The 17,453-nt window shown below is 71.7% G+C and carries 12 protein-coding genes and 2 pseudogenes; 8 read left to right on the top strand and 6 right to left on the bottom strand.

What is annotated here, in order from left to right; all coding sequences use genetic code 11:
- The first annotated feature begins 23 nt into the window (after nucleotides 1-23).
- The gene (locus tag ACIQHQ_RS07190; RefSeq protein WP_402610737.1) at nucleotides 24-2,210 is read left to right on the top strand and encodes a 3-hydroxyacyl-CoA dehydrogenase NAD-binding domain-containing protein; all 2,187 of its coding nucleotides are present in this window, start codon (nucleotides 24-26) and stop codon (nucleotides 2,208-2,210) included.
- On the opposite strand, the gene ACIQHQ_RS07185 is transcribed toward ACIQHQ_RS07190, so the two are convergent.
- Nucleotides 2,196-2,918, bottom strand: coding sequence for a MerR family transcriptional regulator (locus ACIQHQ_RS07185; protein WP_402610736.1), 723 nt, complete (start codon nucleotides 2,916-2,918; stop codon nucleotides 2,196-2,198). The two genes, ACIQHQ_RS07190 and ACIQHQ_RS07185, sit on opposite strands and share 15 nt — an antisense overlap.
- Nucleotides 2,919-3,135: 217 nt before the next feature.
- Here ACIQHQ_RS07185 and ACIQHQ_RS07180 point away from each other — a divergent pair, with 217 nt between their 5' ends.
- Both ACIQHQ_RS07180 and ACIQHQ_RS07175 read left to right on the top strand, forming a co-directional pair.
- A complete protein-coding gene (locus ACIQHQ_RS07180) occupies nucleotides 3,136-4,602 on the top strand; it encodes an amino acid permease (protein ID WP_402610735.1) in 1,467 nt (488 codons plus the stop codon).
- A 42-nt stretch (nucleotides 4,603-4,644) separates the two neighbouring features.
- A pseudogene (locus ACIQHQ_RS07175) lies at nucleotides 4,645-5,190 on the top strand (Appr-1-p processing protein).
- Here ACIQHQ_RS07175 and ACIQHQ_RS07170 read toward each other — a convergent pair.
- Both ACIQHQ_RS07170 and ACIQHQ_RS07165 read right to left on the bottom strand, forming a co-directional pair.
- Complete coding sequence (locus ACIQHQ_RS07170; protein WP_402610734.1) at nucleotides 5,144-6,037, bottom strand: arginase family protein; 894 nt, start codon at nucleotides 6,035-6,037, stop codon at nucleotides 5,144-5,146. The pseudogene ACIQHQ_RS07175 and the gene ACIQHQ_RS07170 sit on opposite strands and share 47 nt — an antisense overlap.
- Before the next feature lie 246 nt (nucleotides 6,038-6,283).
- Entirely contained in the window at nucleotides 6,284-7,807 is a 1,524-nt protein-coding gene (locus ACIQHQ_RS07165) for a M1 family metallopeptidase (RefSeq protein ID WP_402610733.1), read from the bottom strand.
- Nucleotides 7,808-8,018: 211 nt separating this feature from the next.
- Between ACIQHQ_RS07165 and ACIQHQ_RS07160 the strand changes: the two genes are divergently transcribed.
- The 3 genes from ACIQHQ_RS07160 (at nucleotide 8,019) to ACIQHQ_RS07150 (ending at nucleotide 13,067) form a co-directional block, all read left to right on the top strand.
- On the top strand, nucleotides 8,019-9,974 hold the full coding sequence (locus ACIQHQ_RS07160) for a Xaa-Pro dipeptidyl-peptidase (protein WP_402610732.1): 1,956 nt from the start codon (nucleotides 8,019-8,021) through the stop codon (nucleotides 9,972-9,974).
- Entirely contained in the window at nucleotides 9,971-11,257 is a 1,287-nt protein-coding gene (locus ACIQHQ_RS07155) for a M14 family metallocarboxypeptidase (RefSeq protein WP_402610731.1), read from the top strand. The genes ACIQHQ_RS07160 and ACIQHQ_RS07155 overlap by 4 nt, the downstream gene beginning before the upstream one ends.
- A gap of 85 nt (nucleotides 11,258-11,342) precedes the next feature.
- On the top strand, nucleotides 11,343-13,067 hold the full coding sequence (locus ACIQHQ_RS07150) for a BCCT family transporter (RefSeq protein WP_402610730.1): 1,725 nt from the start codon (nucleotides 11,343-11,345) through the stop codon (nucleotides 13,065-13,067).
- Between the two features lie 105 nt (nucleotides 13,068-13,172).
- Here ACIQHQ_RS07150 and ACIQHQ_RS07145 read toward each other — a convergent pair whose 3' ends face one another.
- Nucleotides 13,173-14,123 (bottom strand): FAD-dependent oxidoreductase, encoded by a 951-nt coding sequence (locus ACIQHQ_RS07145; RefSeq protein WP_402610729.1) that lies wholly within the window; start codon nucleotides 14,121-14,123, stop codon nucleotides 13,173-13,175.
- A gap of 67 nt (nucleotides 14,124-14,190) precedes the next feature.
- Between ACIQHQ_RS07145 and ACIQHQ_RS07140 the strand changes: the two genes are divergently transcribed.
- Nucleotides 14,191-15,213, top strand: a complete 1,023-nt coding sequence (locus ACIQHQ_RS07140; RefSeq protein ID WP_402610728.1) for an oxidoreductase — start codon at nucleotides 14,191-14,193, stop codon at nucleotides 15,211-15,213.
- A gap of 29 nt (nucleotides 15,214-15,242) precedes the next feature.
- Entirely contained in the window at nucleotides 15,243-16,883 is a 1,641-nt protein-coding gene (locus ACIQHQ_RS07135; protein WP_402610727.1) for an ABC-F family ATP-binding cassette domain-containing protein, read from the top strand.
- Between the two features lie 7 nt (nucleotides 16,884-16,890).
- Here ACIQHQ_RS07135 and ACIQHQ_RS07130 read toward each other — a convergent pair whose 3' ends face one another.
- Both ACIQHQ_RS07130 and ACIQHQ_RS07125 read right to left on the bottom strand, forming a co-directional pair.
- A complete protein-coding gene (locus ACIQHQ_RS07130) occupies nucleotides 16,891-17,109 on the bottom strand; it encodes a putative glycolipid-binding domain-containing protein (RefSeq protein ID WP_402611587.1) in 219 nt (72 codons plus the stop codon).
- Nucleotides 17,110-17,182: 73 nt separating this feature from the next.
- A pseudogene (locus tag ACIQHQ_RS07125) lies at nucleotides 17,183-17,437 on the bottom strand (putative glycolipid-binding domain-containing protein); the annotation flags it as partial.
- Between the last annotated feature and the right edge of the window lie 16 nt (nucleotides 17,438-17,453).

Below are 17,453 nucleotides of genomic sequence, written 5' to 3'. Positions count from 1 at the left end.
CGGATCACACGGAGCACCTCCACATGAGCACTGAGCCCACCACCATCCGCTGGGAACAGGACCGCACCGGCCTCGTCACCCTCGTCATCGACGACCCGAACCAGTCCGCGAACACCATGAACCAGGCGTTCCGCGACTCGCTCGCCGCCGTCACCGACCGCCTGGAGGCCGAGAAGGACTCCCTCCGGGGCGTCATCATCACCTCCGCGAAGAAGACCTTCTTCGCGGGCGGCGACCTGCGCGACCTCATCCGCGTCACGCCCGAGACGGCCAAGGAGCTGTTCGACGGCGGCATGGCGATCAAGCGGAACCTGCGCCGCATCGAGACCCTCGGCAAGCCGGTCGTCGCCGCCCTCAACGGCGCGGCTCTCGGCGGCGGTTACGAGATCGCCCTGGCCTGCCACCACCGCGTCGCCCTCGACGCGCCCGACTCCAAGATCGGCTGCCCCGAGGTCACCCTCGGCCTGCTCCCCGGAGGCGGCGGTGTCGTCCGCACCGTCCGCATGCTGGGAATCGCCGACGCCCTGCTGAAGGTCCTCCTCCAGGGCACCCAGTACAGCCCGCGCCGCGCCCTGGACAACGGCCTCGTCGACGAGGTCGCCGACACGCACGAGGAACTGCTCGCCAAGGCCCGCGCCTTCATCGACGCCAACCCCGAGTCCCAGCAGCCCTGGGACAAGCCCGGATACCGCATCCCGGGCGGCACACCGGCCAACCCCAAGTTCGCCGCCAACCTGCCCGCCTTCCCGGCCGGCCTGCGCAAGCAGACGGGCGGCGCCCCCTACCCGGCGCCGCGCAACATCCTCGCCGCCGCCGTCGAAGGCTCCCAGGTCGACTTCGAGACCGCCCAGGTCATCGAGGCCCGCTACTTCGTGGACCTCGCGGCCGGCCAGACCTCGAAGAACATGATCCAGGCCTTCTTCTTCGACCTCCAGGCCGTCAACTCCGGCGCCAACCGTCCCAAGGGCGTCGCACCGCGCCAGGCCCGCAAGGTCGCCGTCCTCGGCGCCGGCATGATGGGCGCCGGCATCGCCTACTCCTGCGCCCGTGCCGGCATCGACGTCGTCCTGAAGGACGTCTCCCTGGAGGCGGCCCTCAAGGGCAAGGGCTACTCCGAGAAGCTGTGCGCCAAGGCGGTCGCCAAGGGCCGCACGACCCAGGAGAAGGCCGACGCGCTGCTCGGCCGCATCACGCCCACCGCCGAGGTCCAGGACCTGGCCGGCTGCGACGCCGTCATCGAGGCCGTCTTCGAGGACACGTCCCTCAAGCACAAGGTGTTCCAGGAGATCCAGCACGTCGTCGAGCCCGACGCGCTGCTGTGCTCCAACACCTCCACCCTGCCCATCACGGCGCTCGCCGAGGGCGTGGAGCGCCAAGGCGACTTCATCGGCCTGCACTTCTTCTCGCCGGTCGACAAGATGCCGCTCGTCGAGATCATCAAGGGCGAGCGCACCGGCGAGGAGGCACTGGCCCGCGCCTTCGACCTGGTCCGGCAGATCAACAAGACGCCGATCGTCGTCAACGACTCGCGCGGTTTCTTCACCTCCCGGGTCATCGGCCACTTCATCAACGAGGGCGTCGCCATGGTCGGCGAGGGCATCGAACCCGCCTCGGTCGAACAGGCCGCCGCCCAGGCCGGCTACCCGGCCAAGGTGCTGTCGCTGATGGACGAGCTGACGCTGACGCTGCCCCGCAAGATCCGGGCCGAGTCGAAGCGGGCGGTCGAGGAGGCGGGCGGCACCTGGACGGCCCACCCGGCCGAGGCCGTGATCGACCGCATGGTCGACGAGTTCGGCCGCACGGGCCGCAGCGGCGGCGCCGGCTTCTACGACTACGGCGACGACGGCAAGCGCACCAACATCTGGCCCGGACTGCGCGAGCACTTCACCAAGCCGGGGCACCGGATCCCGTTCCGGGACATGCAGGAACGCATGCTGTTCTCCGAGGCGCTGGACACCGTCCGGCTGCTGGAGGAGGGCGTGCTGACCTCGGTCGCCGACGCCAACATCGGCTCCATCTTCGGCATCGGCTTCCCGGGCTGGACCGGCGGCGTGCTCCAGTACATCAACGGCTACGAGGGCGGCCTGCCCGGATTCGTGGCACGCGCGCGTGAACTCGCCGAGCAGTACGGGGAGCGCTTCGCCCCGCCCGCGCTGCTGGTGGAGAAGGCGGAGAAGGGGGAGCGGTTCGGCGACTCAGCCCGCGTCTGAGCCGCCGGAGCCCGAAGGTCCGGTGAGCCACTGGCCCAGCTCCTCCTTCAGTGACCGCTGGAAGGCGGTGAGGAGCGCCTGCACCACCAGAGGGTGCATGTGCGCCGACAGGGACCGCACGTCCCGCGCGTCACGCTCCGCCACCTCACCGCGGAAGAGCTGGGACAGCTCCCGGGCCGCGGCGCGCGCGTGTTCGATGAGAACCGTGCGCGCCGCGAAGATCGCATCCTGGGAGAGCGGCACGTCCAGCAGCCCGGCGCCGAGCCGGAGCAGACCGAGGTCGGCCTCGTAGCCGCCGTCCGCGGGCCGGACCACACCCATGGCGACGAGCCGCTCGACGTCGTCGTCGCCCAGCGGCCGTCCGGCGCGCCGCCCCAGCTCCGCGCGCGTGACCGACTCGACGGGCTCCGGGGCCCAGGAGGCCACGACCGCCCGGTGGATGGCGAGGTCGTGTGCGCTCAGATCCGGCGGCAGTTGCCGCAGGTAGCGCTCGATGCCGGCCAGCGTCATGCCCTGCTGCTGCAACTCCTCGATGAGAGCCAGCCGGGCCAGGTGCTCGCGCCCGTACCGCCCCACCCGCCGTGGACCGAGCACCGGCGGGGGCAGCAGCCCCTTCGTGCCGTAGAAGCGGACCGTGCGCACCGTGACACCGGCCCGTGCGGCCAATTCGTCGATCGTGAGGGTCGGCTCCTCGGTGTCGGTCGTCATGTGCAGCAGTATCGCTGTCTCACCAGTGCTGTGAAACCTCCGGTGCCCAAGGTGACGGCAGGGTGGAAGTGGCGGGCTGTGACGTGTGCCATCGCGTGAGCCGCGCAGGGCGGGGGAAGGTGGCCCCTTGGTCTGTGCCCTGACAGAGGGCGCAGGCCTTACGCATGTCCGGAAGCCGAGCGTGACCCGCTCGGGCGCACCAGAGAGTGGATCCACCGTGAGCAAGGACGCCGTATACACGGCTGCGGCCACGCCGCGTACCGAGGCGGCCGCGGTGCCCGCGGACGCGGGCGACGCCGGCTACAGCAAGGACCTCAAGGCCCGCCACGTCAACATGATCGCCATCGGGGGCGCGATCGGCACCGGACTCTTCCTGGGCGCGGGCGGCCGCCTCCACAACGCGGGCCCGGCCCTGGCGATCGCCTATCTGGTCTGCGGCGTCTTCGCCTTCTTCGTGGTCCGTGCCCTCGGTGAGCTCGTGCTCTACCGCCCCTCGTCGGGCTCCTTCGTGTCGTACGCGCGCGAGTTCCTCGGCGAGAAGGGCGCGTACGTCGCCGGCTGGATGTACTTCCTGAACTGGTCGACCACCGGCATCGCGGACATCACCGCGATCGCGCTCTACACGCACTACTGGAGTCTGTTCACCGACATCCCGCAGTGGGTGCTCGCGCTGGTCGCCCTCGCCGTGGTGCTGGCCGTGAACCTGATCTCGGTGAAGTACTTCGGTGAGATGGAGTTCTGGTTCGCGATCATCAAGGTCGCGACGCTCGTCGGCTTCATGTTCGTCGGCATCTTCCTGCTGGCGACGCAGCACGAGGTGGGCGGCCAGACGCCCGGCCCGAGCGTCATCACCGACAACGGCGGCGTCTTCCCGCACGGGATGATGCCCGCGGTCCTGGTCATGCAGGGCGTGATCTTCGCGTACGCCGCGCTGGAGCTCGTCGGTGTCGCCGCGGGCGAGACCGCCGAGCCCGAGAAGGTCGTCCCGCGCGCGGTGAACTCGATCATGTGGCGCGTCGGCCTCTTCTATGTCGGCTCGGTCGTCCTGCTGGCCCTGCTCCTGCCGGGTTCGCTCTACTCGGCCGACCAGAGCCCCTTCGTCACGGTGCTGTCGAAGATCGGCGTCCCGGCCGCGGGAGACGTGATGAACCTCGTCGTCCTGACGGCCGCCATGTCCTCCCTGAACTCCGGCCTGTACTCCACGGGCCGCATCCTGCGCTCCATGGCGATGGCGGGCTCCGCCCCCAGGTTCACCGCCCGGATGAACCGCAGCCAGGTCCCCTACGGCGGCATCCTGCTGACCTGCGGGGTGTGCGTGCTGGGCGTCGGCCTGAACTTCCTCGTGCCCGCCCAGGCCTTCGAGATCGTGCTGAACGTGGCCTCCCTCGGCATCATCAGCACCTGGGTGATCATCATGATCTGCCACCTGGTCTTCGTCCGCCGCGCCAAGGCCGGTCAGGTCACCCGCCCCTCCTTCCGCCTCCCCGCCAGCCCGGTCACGGAGATCGCCACGGTCGTCTTCCTGCTGGCCTGCCTGGGCATGATGTGGAAGGACCCCGAGGTCGGCCGCAAGACCCTCCTGCTCATCCCGCTGATCGCGGCCATGCTGGTCGCGGGCTGGTACGGCGTCCGCCGCCGGGTCTCGCAGACGGCGGACCAGGAGCTGTCGCAGCTGACGAAGTAGCGGGCCGGGGCCACTGTCAGTGGCAGGGCCCACGGTGGCGTCATGCCGGGGAGCACGTATGCCCGTGTGACGCCACCGTTTCGCCGGTGAAGGACGTCAAGGCCATCGCCCATGTATGCAACGACCCCGGGGGCTGGGGCTAGGGCTTCGTCCTTCGTCCTGGCGTTGTCGCGCCGCCGTCCCGAGCCGGAGGCGGCGTACCGGGCCTGGCACCGAGGTCGCGCGACGAACGACTTCGGACTCGGCGCGGTGGTGCGGTTCGTCCAGGTCGAGCCGTGCGTCCGGGTGGCCGACATGATCGGCCGGCGCGGCACCAGGACCGGCAGCAAGGGCGCCCCCGTCCGCTACGAGGCGATCGACACCGCGGTGGATACGGTGGCCGAGAGGGCCGGCGAAGTGGACGCGGCCGTCCGCATGCCCCGCATCGGCCGCGGTCTCGCCGACGGCAAGTGGTCCCGGGTCGAGGCGCTGGTCGAGGAGCGCCTGATACGGCGGGGGACACAGGTGACGGTGTACACCACGGGGTCTGACCGGCCCCGGCTCAGCCCTGGCCGTCCCTGTCGAACGCCCGCACCAGACAGTCACTGAGGCGCTGCGCGATCTTCCCGCCGGGATCCAGGCGGGGGTTGAAGATCGCCACGGTGAGACCGACGGCATCGCCGCCGGACAGTGCCGTGCGCAGGACGGTCTCCAGCTCCTGCCATGTCAGACCGTCCGGGAGCCGGTAGTCGACGGCGGGCATGACCGCGTCGTCCAGCACGTCGACGTCGAGATGGACCCAGTACCCGGCGCCCGCCCGGCCCCCGTCCAGCAGCCGGACGGCGCGACGGGCCGCCTCGCCCGCCCCCAGGGCGCGCACGGTGTCCAGCTCCATCGCGTGCAGCGCCGACGGCAGCGGCTGCATACCGTTCGCCGCGGACTCCTCCGCGTCCCGGAACCCCAGCGCGACGACGTCCTCGTCCCGTACGAGCGGGCCCAGGCCCTCCAGGTCGGCCAGCACGCGCGGGCCGCGCCCGGTGGCCAGGGCGAGTTCCATGGAGGCCGCCTCGCCGGCCGGTTCCACCGAGGGCTGGTAGAAGTCGGTGTGCCCGTCGAGGAAGAGCAGCCCGTGCCGGCCCCGGCGGCGCAGCGCGAGCAGGGCGCCGAGCAGCACACTGCAGTCGCCGCCGAGCACGACGGGGAACCGCCCCTGGCCGAGGACCTCGCCCACGGCATCGGCCAGCGCGGTGGAGTACGCGGCGATGCCACCGGGGTTCAGGATTCCGGTCGCGGGATCCCGCTCCGGGTCGTACACGGGCGGCTCGACGCGGCCCGCCCGGACCGCTCCGAGGGCCTCGGTCATCCCGGTTTCGAACAACGCCCCCGGGAGATCCTCGACGCCGGTCGGCCGCAGCCCCAGCACGGACGGTGCCTCGAGGATCGCCACGTTCCGCACGTCCGGCTCCTTCGTCAGCAGCCTTGTTCATGCCGCCGGGCCGATGCGGCCCGTGCGTATGTGCCCAACCGTAGGCCGAGGGGCGGCGTTCAGCACGCCAGGTGTGAGCGCGACCGGGCGGGCGTTGCCCAGCCCGTTGCGAGGGGGTGCCGCTGCGCCCACCCTCCCCCCTGCTCGGCTTCGCTCGAGCAGGGGGACCCCATCACCCCAAGCGGCACCGCCCGCAGCCATGCGGAACCAGGCACCTCAGCGCGCGTGCTCCCCGTGCCCGGCACCCGCGTGCCCGTGCGCCCCGTTCGTCGCCGCGATCCTCTTCCACGACCTGGGCTGGGCGACGCCCTTCGCCGCCTTGGCGACCGCCGCGGCGCGAGCCGCCGGCGCACCCGGCTTCGACGGCTGGAACAGCCAGGTGTCGAAGAGCGCGGCCAAGGGCTTGCCCGAGACCTCCTCCGCGTACCGCCGGAAGTCCGCCACCGAGGCGTTGCCGTGCGCGTACTTCGAGGGCCAGCCCTTCAGGATGGCGAAGAAGTCCTCGTCGCCGACGGCGTTGCGCAGTGCCTGGACGGCCAGCGCGCCCCGGTCGTAGACAGCGGTGTGGAACTGGTTGTCCGGGCCGGGATCCCCGGGCTTCACCGTCCAGAACGGGTCGTCGGCGGGGTGCGAGGCGTACACGTAGTCGGCGAGTTCCTGCGCCGTGCCCTCGCCCTCGTGCTCGGACCACAGCCACTGCGCGTAGCGGGCGAACCCCTCGTTGATCCAGATGTCCTTCCAGCCCTTGAGCGACACCTCGTCGCCGTACCACTGGTGGGCCAGCTCATGGACGACCAGGGACACGTTCGACCCGTTCGCGAACTGCCGGGGGCTGTAGAACGGCCGGGTCTGGGTCTCCAGCGCGTACCCGGTGTTCGTGTTCGGCACGTACCCGCCGAGCGCGTTGTAGGGGTACGGCCCGAAGTACCCGGCCAGCCACTCCGCGATCTCCCCGGTCCGTTCGATGCTCGCCCGCGCCGCGCCGGCGTGCTCGCCCAGGTCCTTGCTGTAGGCGTTGAGGACGGGGATGCCGCTCTCGGTCGTGCCGGTCGTGATGTCGAACTTCCCGACGGCCAGCGTGGCGAGGTACGTGGTCTGCGGTTTGCTGGACCGCCAGTTCCACCGGGTCCAGCCCAGGCGTGAACTCGTGGATTGCAGCGTGCCGTTGGAGATGGCCTGGGTGCCGTCCGGGACCAGCACGGACACGTCGTAGGTCGCCTTGTCGAGGGGGTGGTCGTTGCTCGGGAACCACCACGCCGCCGCCTCGGGCTCGTTCGCCGCGACGCCCCCGTCAGGCGTGCGGTGCCAGCTGGTGAAACCGTAGGCCTGTTTCGACGAGGGCACCCCGCGGTAGCGCACGACGACCGTGACGGACGTGCCCTTGGCCAGCGGGCGCTTCGGCGTGATCACCAGCTCGTGCTCGCCCGAGGGACGGAACGACGCCGTCGCGCCGTTGACGCGCACCTCGTCGACGTCCAGCAGGAAGTCCAGATCGAAACTCGACAGGTCCTGCGTGGTGCGGGCCACAAGGGTCGCCGTGCCCTCCAGTTCGTCCGTGGCCGGCTGGTACTTCAGCCGGAGGTCGTAGTGGGAGACGTCGTATCCGCCGTTGCCGTGGGCCGGGTAGTAGGGGTCGCCGATACCCGGCGCGCCGGGGGAGTGGGGGGCCGCCGATGCCGGGATCGCCAGCAGGAGAACGGCCGCTGCCAGGGCTCCCGGCGCGATGATTCTGCGGTGCACGCAAGGCTCCAAGTCGTAGGGTCCCGAGGTGTTCCGGTGTCAGTGAGGAGCCTATTGACTCCCTGTGCCCCTGATCATGTCCATGGCCCCTGCTGTCACACGATCGCCATTCGGCCGACATGAGACACCCGCCCCGAAGGCTCGTCCCGGACACGCCGGACCGTCAGTTGCCCTCTTCTGAACAGGAGTTCACCGATGTAGCGTCCGGCGCATGCCGAAACGCACGCGCTTCACGACCTGGAGACCGCTCGCGACGGCGGCCACCGCCGCCCTCTTGGCCACCCTGCTCACTCCGATGGCCGCACAGGCCACCCCCCGGGGGAGCGAACCCGTGTACTCGTACGGGAACGCCATCCGCGAGGCCGTCTGGGTGGACACCGGACTCGACGGCGACCGGGACGGAAAGACCGACCGGGTCGCCGTCGACATCGTCCGCCCCCGCGAAACCGCCCGGCAGGGCCGCAAGGTCCCCGTCATCATGGACGCCAGCCCGTACTACTCCTGCTGCGGGCGGGGCAACGAGAGCCAGAAGAAGACGTACGACGCGCAGGGCCGTGTCGCACAGATGCCGCTGTACTACGACAACTACTTCGTCCCGCGCGGCTACGCCTTCGTCGGCGTGGACCTGGCCGGGACCAATCGCTCCGACGGCTGCGTCGACGTCGGAGGCCGCTCCGACATCCATTCCGCCAAAGCGGTCGTCGACTGGCTGAACGGCCGTGCCAAGGCCTACACGAGCCGCACCGGCACCACCCGCGCCCATGCGGGCTGGACCAACGGCCGCACCGGCATGATCGGCAAGAGCTGGGACGGCACCATCGCCAACGGCGTCGCCGCGACCGGCGTCAAGGGCCTGAAGACCATCGTCCCGATCAGCGCCATCTCCTCCTGGTACGACTACTACTTCCAGCAGGGCGCCCCTCTCTACGACTCCGGCCCCGACTGGCTGTCGAACTACGTCGACAGCCCCGACGCCCGCGCCAAGTGCGGTGCCGTCCAGCACAAGCTCGCCGACGGGGCCCCGCGCACCGGCGACTGGACCCCGCTGTGGAGCGAGCGCGACTACGTGAAGGCCGCGCGCAAGGTGAAGGCCAGCGTCTTCCTGGTCCACGGCATGCAGGACCTCAACGTCCGCATGAAGCACGTCGGCCAGTGGTGGGACGCCCTCGCCAAGAACGGCGTCGACCGGAAGATCTGGCTGTCGCAGACCGGCCACGTCGACCCCTTCGACTTCCGGCGCGCGGAGTGGGTCGAGACGCTGCACCGCTGGTTCGACCACGAACTCATGGGTTACGACAACGGCATCGACCGCGAGCCCATGGCCGACATCGAGCGCGCCCCCGACCAGTGGGCGACCTCCGCGCTCTGGCCGCCGAGCGGCACCCGGGCCACCACCCTGCGCCCCGACCGGGGCACCCGGCCCGGCGTCGGCACCCTCGGCCTGCGCCGCGGCCACGGCAGCGAGGGCTTCACCGACGACCCGACGCGGAGCGAGGCCGACTGGGCCGCGCAGATCGACCGGCCGACCCCGGAGAAGGCCGGGTTCGTCACCCGGCCGCTCACCCGCGCCCTGCGCCTGTCCGGCTCCTCCGAGGTCACCGTCACCGCCACGCCCTCCACCCCGACGGCCCACCTCTCCGCCGTCCTCGTGGACATCGGCCCCGCCACCATCCGCGACTACGCCCACGCCGGCGAGGGCATCACCACCCTCACGGACCGCACCTGCTGGGGCGCGAGCACCGCCGGTGACAGCTCCTGCTTCAAGGAGACCAAGGCGAAGACCGCCGACGTGGACTACACGGTCGTCAGCCGCGGCTGGGCCGACCTCGGCAACCACGCCTCCGACCACAAGGGCTCCCCGCTCACCCCGGGCACGCGGTACACGATCACCCTCGACCTCGCGGCGACCGACCGTGTCGTCCCGAAGGGCCACCGCCTGGCGCTGATCGTCGCGGGCACCGACAAGGACCTCATCGACCCTCCCGCGGACACGCCCAAGCTGACCCTCGACCTGTCCCGCACCTCGGCGCGCGTCCCCTTCGTCGGCGGAGCCACCGCCTTCGCCCGCGCCACCACGGGCGCCGCGCCCGCCACCCCCGACGCCACCGTCCTGGACGGCGTACGGGAGCCGCGCGCCGCGCACCGCGTCCCGGAGGCGAGCCGGTGACCCGACACACCACCCGCGTCCGCGCCCTGGTCCTGACCACCGCGGCCCTCACGGCCTCCCTGGTCGCCGCACCGGCCCACGCGGCCCCCGGCTCCCCGCCGCGCACCGGCTTCGAACAGTCGAACGGCGCCCGCTGGACCACCCAGCCCGAGGAGCAGGACTTCCTCAGGGCCGTCGACCGGTCCAGCGGCCGCGTCTCCATGACCCGCATCGGAACGACGAAGCAGGACCGCCCGCTCCACCTGCTGCGGATCGGCAACCGCCCGAGCCCCAGCAAGGTGCTGCTCGTCTGCAGCCAGCACGGCGACGAACCCTCCGGCCGCGAGGCCTGTCTGACCACCGTCCGCGACCTCGCGCACGCCCGCGACAGCCGCACCCGGCGCTTCCTGGACCGCACCACCGTCCTGGTCGTGCCCACCGCCAACCCCGACGGCCGGGCGGCCGGCACCCGCGGCAACAGCGACGGCGTCGACGTCAACCGCGACCACCTCGCCCTGAAGACCCCCGAGGCCCGCGCCCTGGCCGCCGTCATCCGCGACCAGCGCCCCGACATCGTTTACGACCTGCACGAGTACGGCGCCACACCCCGGTTCTACGACAAGGACCTCTTCGACCTGTGGCCGCGCAACCTCAACACCCACGAGGCGGTCCACGACGAGGCGCGCACCCTCTCCGAGGCGTACGTCCGCCCCGCCGCCCGGCGGGCCGGCCACTCCACGGGCACCTACGGCATCTGGACCGACCCGCAGACCGGTGAGCCGGTCAAACAGGTCGCCGGGGACGGACAGGAGCGCATCCTGCGCAACATGTCCGGGGTGAAGCACTCCGTCGGGCTGCTCATCGAGAGCCGCGTGGACCCGCTCACCGCGGCGGAGAAGGCGGACGAAGCCCTGAACAACCGCCGCCGGGTCACCTCCCAACTGGACGCACTCAAGGGCCTGTTCGGCTACACCGACCAGCGCCGCGGCCGCCTCGAGAGGGCGACGGTCAGGGCCCGGCTCGCGGGCTACGCCGTCACCGGCCCGGTCTACGTCGGCGGCGCCGACAACGACCCGCCCGAGGCGGCCGACATCATCGAGAACCCGCCCTGCGGCTACCGCCTCACCGCCACCCAGTACGCCGAGGTGGGCGACGAACTCGCACTGCACGGGGTGCGCGTACGCCGGGACGCCGAGGGCGTGCTCGTCCCCCTGCGCCAGCCCCTGCGGGCACTGGTGCCGCTGCTGCTCGACGACCGGGCCGAGTACCACCTGACCGGAGGTTCATCCGAAACCGCATGCTGAGAGGGGTGAAATTCCGCCACACGTGGTAGCAGCGTTTACGGAGGGCCTGCGTCCTCCTCAGCTGTCCCGATGAAAGGTGCCGCCTGTGACGCAAGAACGACCAAGCGACAAGGACTCCCCGGAGGGAGCCGCGCTGCCGGGGTCCGAAGCGGGCCTGCCCGGTCAGGACCGGCCGCAGACCGACCGCATCGTCTTCGGCGTCACGGCGGTGCTCACCCTCGCCTTCGTGGTCTGGGGCGCGGCGGCGACCGACTCGCTCGAAGACGTCTCCACCAGCATGCTCGGCGGGCTGCTCCACAACGGCGGCTGGGCGTTCATGCTCGCGGCCTCCGGCTTCGTGGTCTTCGCCCTCTGGCTCGCCATCAGCCGCTACGGCCGTATCCACCTGGGAGCCGAGGGCGAGGAGCCCGAGTTCCGCACGGTGTCCTGGGTCGCGATGATGTTCAGCGCGGGCATGGGCATCGGCCTGATGTTCTACGGCGTGAGCGAGCCGTTGTCGCACTACGGCGCGCCCCCGCCGGGCACGAACCCGGCCGACTCCGGCGAACGCATGGAGACGGCCATGGCCACCACCCTGTTCCACTGGACGCTCCACCCCTGGGCGATCTACGCCGTGGTGGGACTCGCCATCGCCTACAGCACCTTCCGTCGGCGGCGCCGGCAGACCATCAGCGCCGTCTTCACCCCGCTGATCGGCAAGAAGAACGCCAACGGCGGCGTCGGGCGGGCCATCGACATCCTCGCGATCATCGCGACCGTCTTCGGTTCGGCCGCCTCCCTGGGACTCGGCGCGCTCCAGATCGGCTCCGGTGTGCAGGAGCTGAAGTGGATGGACAAGGTGAGCACCGGGCTGCTCGTCACGATCATCGCGGTGCTGACCCTGGCCTTCGTCGCGTCGGCGATCTCCGGTGTGGAGAAGGGCATCCAGTGGCTGTCCAACACCAACATGGTGCTGGCGCTGGTGCTCGCCCTGTTCGTGTTCGTGGCCGGCCCGACCATCATCGTCCTGGACCTGTTGCCCACCTCCGTCTTCGCCTACCTCGGCGACCTGCCCCAGCTGGCCGGCCGGACCGAGGCGAGCGGTGGCGAGGGCGTCGCCGACTGGCTGGGCAGCTGGACGGTCTTCTACTGGGCCTGGTGGATCTCCTGGACGCCGTTCGTCGGCATGTTCATCGCCCGTATCAGCCGGGGCCGCACGATCCGCCAGTTCGTCGGTGGTGTCATCCTCGTGCCCAGCACGGTCAGCCTGATCTGGTTCGCGGTCTTCGGTGGCTCGGCGATGAAGATGCAGGAGCAGGGGCAGCTCGGCAAGGAGGCGACCCCGGAGGGCCAGCTCTTCGGCGTGCTCCAGCAGTTCCCCGTCGCCACGGTCACGAGCCTGCTCGTGATGGTCCTCGTCGGCATCTTCTTCGTCTCGGGCGCCGACGCGGCCTCCATCGTCATGGGCACCCTGTCCCAGAAGGGCGCGCTCGAGCCGGGCCGGTTCGTGGTGGTGTTCTGGGGCGTGGTCACCGGTGCGGTGGCCGCGATCATGCTCCTGGTCGGCAGCGGCCAGGGCGACGCGCTGACCGGTCTGCAGAACCTCACGATCCTCGCGGCGGCGCCGTTCGTCATCGTGATGATCTTCATGTGCGTCGCGCTCATGCGCGACCTTCGCCGCGATCCGGTGATCGTGCGGGAGCAGATGGGCTCGGAGGCCGTCGAGATGGCCGTCATGGAAGGGCACAAGAAGTACGACGGCGAGTTCGAGTTCCGGGTCGGCCCGGGCCGCGGTCCGGACATCGAGGGAGACCCGATCGGCAAGCACTGATCCGTACGGCGGGGGCGGCCCGGGTTCCGCGGTCCGGGCCGCCCCCGCCCTCGACTTCCGCGGGCCCGGGCCGTTCTCGCGGTTCGGACGGGCAGGCGCGCGCCGTCAGCCGGAGACCAGCCGGGCCGCCTCCTGCGCACACCCCCAGGCCACGGTGACGCCCGCGCCGCCGTGGCCGTAGTTGTGCACCAGGAGCCGGCCGTCCGGCAGGGCCTCGCGCTCCAGGCGGACCGCCGGCCGGGTGGGCCGCAGCCCGACCCGGTGCCCCAGCACACGGGCCCCCGTGATCTCCGGCCGCAGGGCCGCACAGCGGCGGACGATCGCCTCGGCCGTCGCGGGGTCGGGCTCCAGCGACCACGCGTCCTCCTCGGACGTACCGCCGAGGACGAGCCCGTCCGGCTGCGGGAACAGGTACGTGTGCTCCCCGGCCGCGTCGGTGGAGACCAGCCAGGTGTCGATCCCCGGGTTCTCCACGACGACCAGTTGCCCGCGCACAGGCCGTACGGAGGGGTCCGGCACGAGCTCCCGCGCGGCGAGTCCCGTGCAGTTGACCACGACCGGCGCGTCCACCTCCGCGAAGGTGGACACCGTGCGCGACTCGACCACCCCGCCCGCCGCCACGAACCGCTCCCGCAGCCACGGCAGATGAGCCGGCATGTCGATCAGCGGCAGCCGAGCCCGGACACCCGTGCCCGCGTACTCCCGGGGCGTGGCCGCCCGCAGCCCCGGCACCCGGCCCGCCAGCCATCCCTCGGCCTCGTCGAGACGGGTCTCGCCCTGTACTCCTTCGACCATGCGTACGCCGGTGTGCTCGGGCCGCGCCGCCAGTTCCTCGTACACCTCCAGCGACCGCAGCGCCCACACGCGCGCCGTCGCGACCGGCTCGATCCGGTACGGCCACCACAGCGCGCCCGCGACGGCTGAGGTGGTCGTCTCGACGGCGTCCCGCGTCCACACCCGTACCCGTCGGCCCTGCTCCGCGAGAACCAGCGCGGTCGTCAGCCCCGCCACCCCGCCGCCGACCACCACGATCTCGCCACTCGCCTCGCTCCGCATGCCCGGACCGTAACGGAAATCCGGCACGCCGTGCTCACCTCACCCGCAGTGTGGGGATACTCACCGTATGTGCGCCGAGTACGCGACCTTCGGGCTGGCACCCGCGACGCGGGCCGGGGGAGTCCTCAACGACGGTGGTCATCAGGTTCACCGGGACTTCGTGGACTTCATCGTCGACGGACGCCCCCTGCTGTTCCAGCTCTCCGACCTCGACGCGGTCTCCCCGCTCGCCTCCGACGTCCCACCCGCGATCTTCACCGCACAGGTCCGCAGCCTGCTCCTGGAGAGCGCGGCCCCGTTACCGGGCGGCCGGTACGTCGTCTACGGCTGCCCCGAATGCGAGGACCTGGCCTGCGGGGCCGTCACCGCGCTCATCCGGAGCGACGGCGAGGACTTCGTCTGGCAGGACTTCGCCTGGCAGACCGACGAACACGCCGACCTGGAGCGCAACGGCTACCACGGCATCGGCCCGTTCCGCTTCCGCGGCGCCGAGTACCGGACGGCGCTCGGCGCCCTGCTCAACGGCTCCGGGCCCGGCCCCCGGCGCCGCGTCCTGCTGATCGGCACCCGCGTCGCCGCCCTCGCCAAGCTCGCCGCGGCCCTGCGCACCATCGGCGTCGGCGCCGACATCGCCCATGACGCCCACCGTGTGTCCCCCGACGAACTGCGCGGCTACGGCGCCGTCGCCTTCGGCCACGCGGCGGGCGAGCAGGAACGTGCCGCCGTCCGGCGCGCCTTCGAGAACGCCGGGGCCACGGTCGCCTACGTCGACGCTCTCGCCCCGATCGTCCCGCTCCTCGTCGCCCAGATCGAACACGCCCTGGACCGCAGCCCCGTCGCACAGCGCCGCCTCACCGGCCTCACCGCCACCGACACCGGGGCCGATCTGGAGATCACCTCCGCCTGCCGCGTCACCCTGACCGTCTACCGCCTGGACCGGCTCTCCCGCACGCGCACCCACGAGATCTTCGACGGCGTCCTCCCCGCGGGCCGCCACCGCGTCGCCCTCGACGCCAAAGCGGTCCGGGGCCAGGCGTTCGTCGTGGCGCGCACCAACGGAAGCGTCCTGGTGACGGCCGTGAACCACTGAGCGGCCCGGCCGTTAGGATCGGCGCTCTGATGACTGCCACTCTCGTCGCCAAGAACCTCGCCGCCGGCCACGGCGACCGCTCCCTGTTCACCGGCCTCGACCTCGTCGTCGCGCCCGGCGATGTGATCGGCCTGGTCGGGGCCAACGGCGCGGGCAAGTCCACGCTGCTCAGGATGCTCGCCGGACTCACCGCACCCGAGCAGGGCGACCTGCGCCTGTCCCCGCCGGCGGCCACCGTCGGACACCTCCCGCAGGAGCCCGACCGCCGGCCCGGCGAGACCGTAAGGGCCTTCCTCGCCCGCCGCACCGGCGTCGCCGAGGCCCAGCGGACCATGGACGAGGCGACCCAGGCCCTGGTCGACGGGGCACCCGGCGCCGACGACGCCTACGCCACGAGCCTGGAGCGCTGGCTCGGCCTGGGCGGCGCCGACCTCGACGAACGCGCCGAGGAGGTCGCCGACTCCCTCGGTCTCGCGGTCGACCTGGACCAGCCGATGACGTCCCTGTCCGGCGGTCAGGCGGCTCGCGCCGGCCTCGCCTCCCTGCTGCTGTCCCGCTACGACGTCTTCCTCCTCGACGAGCCGACCAACGACCTCGACCTGGACGGCCTGGAGCGCCTGGAACGCTTCGTCGGCGGCCTGCGCGCCGGGACGGTGGTCGTCAGCCACGACCGCGAGTTCCTCGCCCGCACCGTCACCAAGGTCCTCGAACTCGACCTCGCCCAACAGCAGATCAACCTCTTCGGCGGTGGCTACGAGGCCTACCTGGAGGAGCGGGAGGTCTCCCGCCGGCACGCCCGCGACGAGTTCGAGGAGTACGCGGACAAGAAGGCGGCCCTCCAGGACCGCGCTCAGACGCAGCGCTCCTGGATGGACAAGGGCGTGAAGAACGCGCGCCGCAAGGCGGGCAACGACAACGACAAGATCGGCCGCAAGTTCCGCAGCGAGGCCAGCGAGAAGCAGGCCGCGAAGGCCCGCCAGACCCAGCGGATGATCGAGCGCCTGGAGGTCGTCGAGGAGCCCCGCAAGGAGTGGGAGCTGCGGATGGAGATCGCGTCGGCCCCGCGTTCGGGCGCCGTCGTCGCGACCCTGCGGGACGCCGAGGTGCGCCGCGGCGGTTTCGTCCTCGGCCCCGTCTCCCTGCAGATCGACTGGGCGGACCGGGTGGCGGTGACGGGCGCGAACGGCGCCGGCAAGTCCACGCTGCTCGCCGCCCTCCTCGGCCGGGTCCCGCTGGACGCCGGGCACGCCGCGCTGGGCTCGGGCGTCCTGCTCGGCGAGGTCGACCAGGCCCGCAAGCTGTTCCACGGCGAGGAGGCCCTGCTCGACGCCTTCCGCACGGCCGTCCCCGACACCGAACCGGTCGAGATCCGCACGCTGCTGGCCAAGTTCGGCCTGAAGAAGGACCATGTCCTGCGGCCCGCGGGAAGCCTCTCCCCGGGCGAGCGCACCCGGGCAGCCCTGGCGCTGCTCCAGGGCCGGGGCGTCAATCTCCTGGTCCTCGACGAGCCGACCAACCACCTCGACCTGCCGGCCATCGAGCAGCTGGAGTCCGCCCTCGACGCCTATGAGGGAACCCTCCTGCTGGTCACCCACGACCGCCGCATGCTGGACGCCGTGCACGTCACCCGCCGCCTGGACGTGGCGGACGGCAAGGTGACCGAGCGCTAACGGGCCGTCAGGCGCCCGGCCGGTCGCGGATAGTCGACGACGAACCCGTCCTCGTCGAACTCCAGGTCGCTGTGGAAGCCGCCGCAGGAGTAGTGGACGCGCCCGGCTCCAGATGCGTGTACGTCTGCCGTGAGGGCCGCACGGTCAGGTCCGGCACCGATACCCAGGCCATCAGGAAGTCCCGCTCGCCGGGCGTCCGGCGGAGCCCGTGCCGGAGCACCGGCACGGTGTTGGTGAGCGGGCACAGCCCGAGATCGCAGTCGAGGGCTCCGGTCGACGTCCGGGAGCGGCTCGCCGTTCGCGGTCCAGCAGCCCTCGCCGTCGTGGAGCGGGTCGAGCGTGCGGAACCCGTCGGCGGACTCGGCGGTCACCCGCACCCGGCGGGTCACGAAGCGGTCGGCCGTGTCGAGTTCGTACGTGACCCAGCAGGGCTCGGGAGCGGTCCCGACGGCGCGCCCCCGCGCCCGCAGCACGCCTTCCCCCAGTTCGGGCCAGGCGGTCTCGCCTCCCCCCGCTCGCGCACACTTCCCGGGTGATGGCGGACATGCCCTCACTCCAGGTCCCTGAAGG

It is taken from the genome of Streptomyces sp. NPDC092370, assembly GCF_044755265.1.
Taxonomy (GTDB): domain Bacteria; phylum Actinomycetota; class Actinomycetes; order Streptomycetales; family Streptomycetaceae; genus Streptomyces.
The sequence above is the reverse complement of the archived record's forward strand: the minus strand, read 5'-3'. Positions and strand labels throughout refer to the sequence as shown.

Coding starts and splice junctions, on each gene's coding strand:
- ACIQHQ_RS07140 (WP_402610728.1), top strand. CDS start 14,191: ATGTGCGCCGAGTACGCGACCTTCGGGCTGGCACCCGCGACGCGGGCC.
- ACIQHQ_RS07145 (WP_402610729.1), bottom strand. CDS start 14,123: ATGCGGAGCGAGGCGAGTGGCGAGATCGTGGTGGTCGGCGGCGGGGTG.
- ACIQHQ_RS07190 (WP_402610737.1), top strand. CDS start 24: ATGAGCACTGAGCCCACCACCATCCGCTGGGAACAGGACCGCACCGGC.
- ACIQHQ_RS07185 (WP_402610736.1), bottom strand. CDS start 2,918: ATGACGACCGACACCGAGGAGCCGACCCTCACGATCGACGAATTGGCC.
- ACIQHQ_RS07135 (WP_402610727.1), top strand. CDS start 15,243: ATGACTGCCACTCTCGTCGCCAAGAACCTCGCCGCCGGCCACGGCGAC.
- ACIQHQ_RS07160 (WP_402610732.1), top strand. CDS start 8,019: ATGCCGAAACGCACGCGCTTCACGACCTGGAGACCGCTCGCGACGGCG.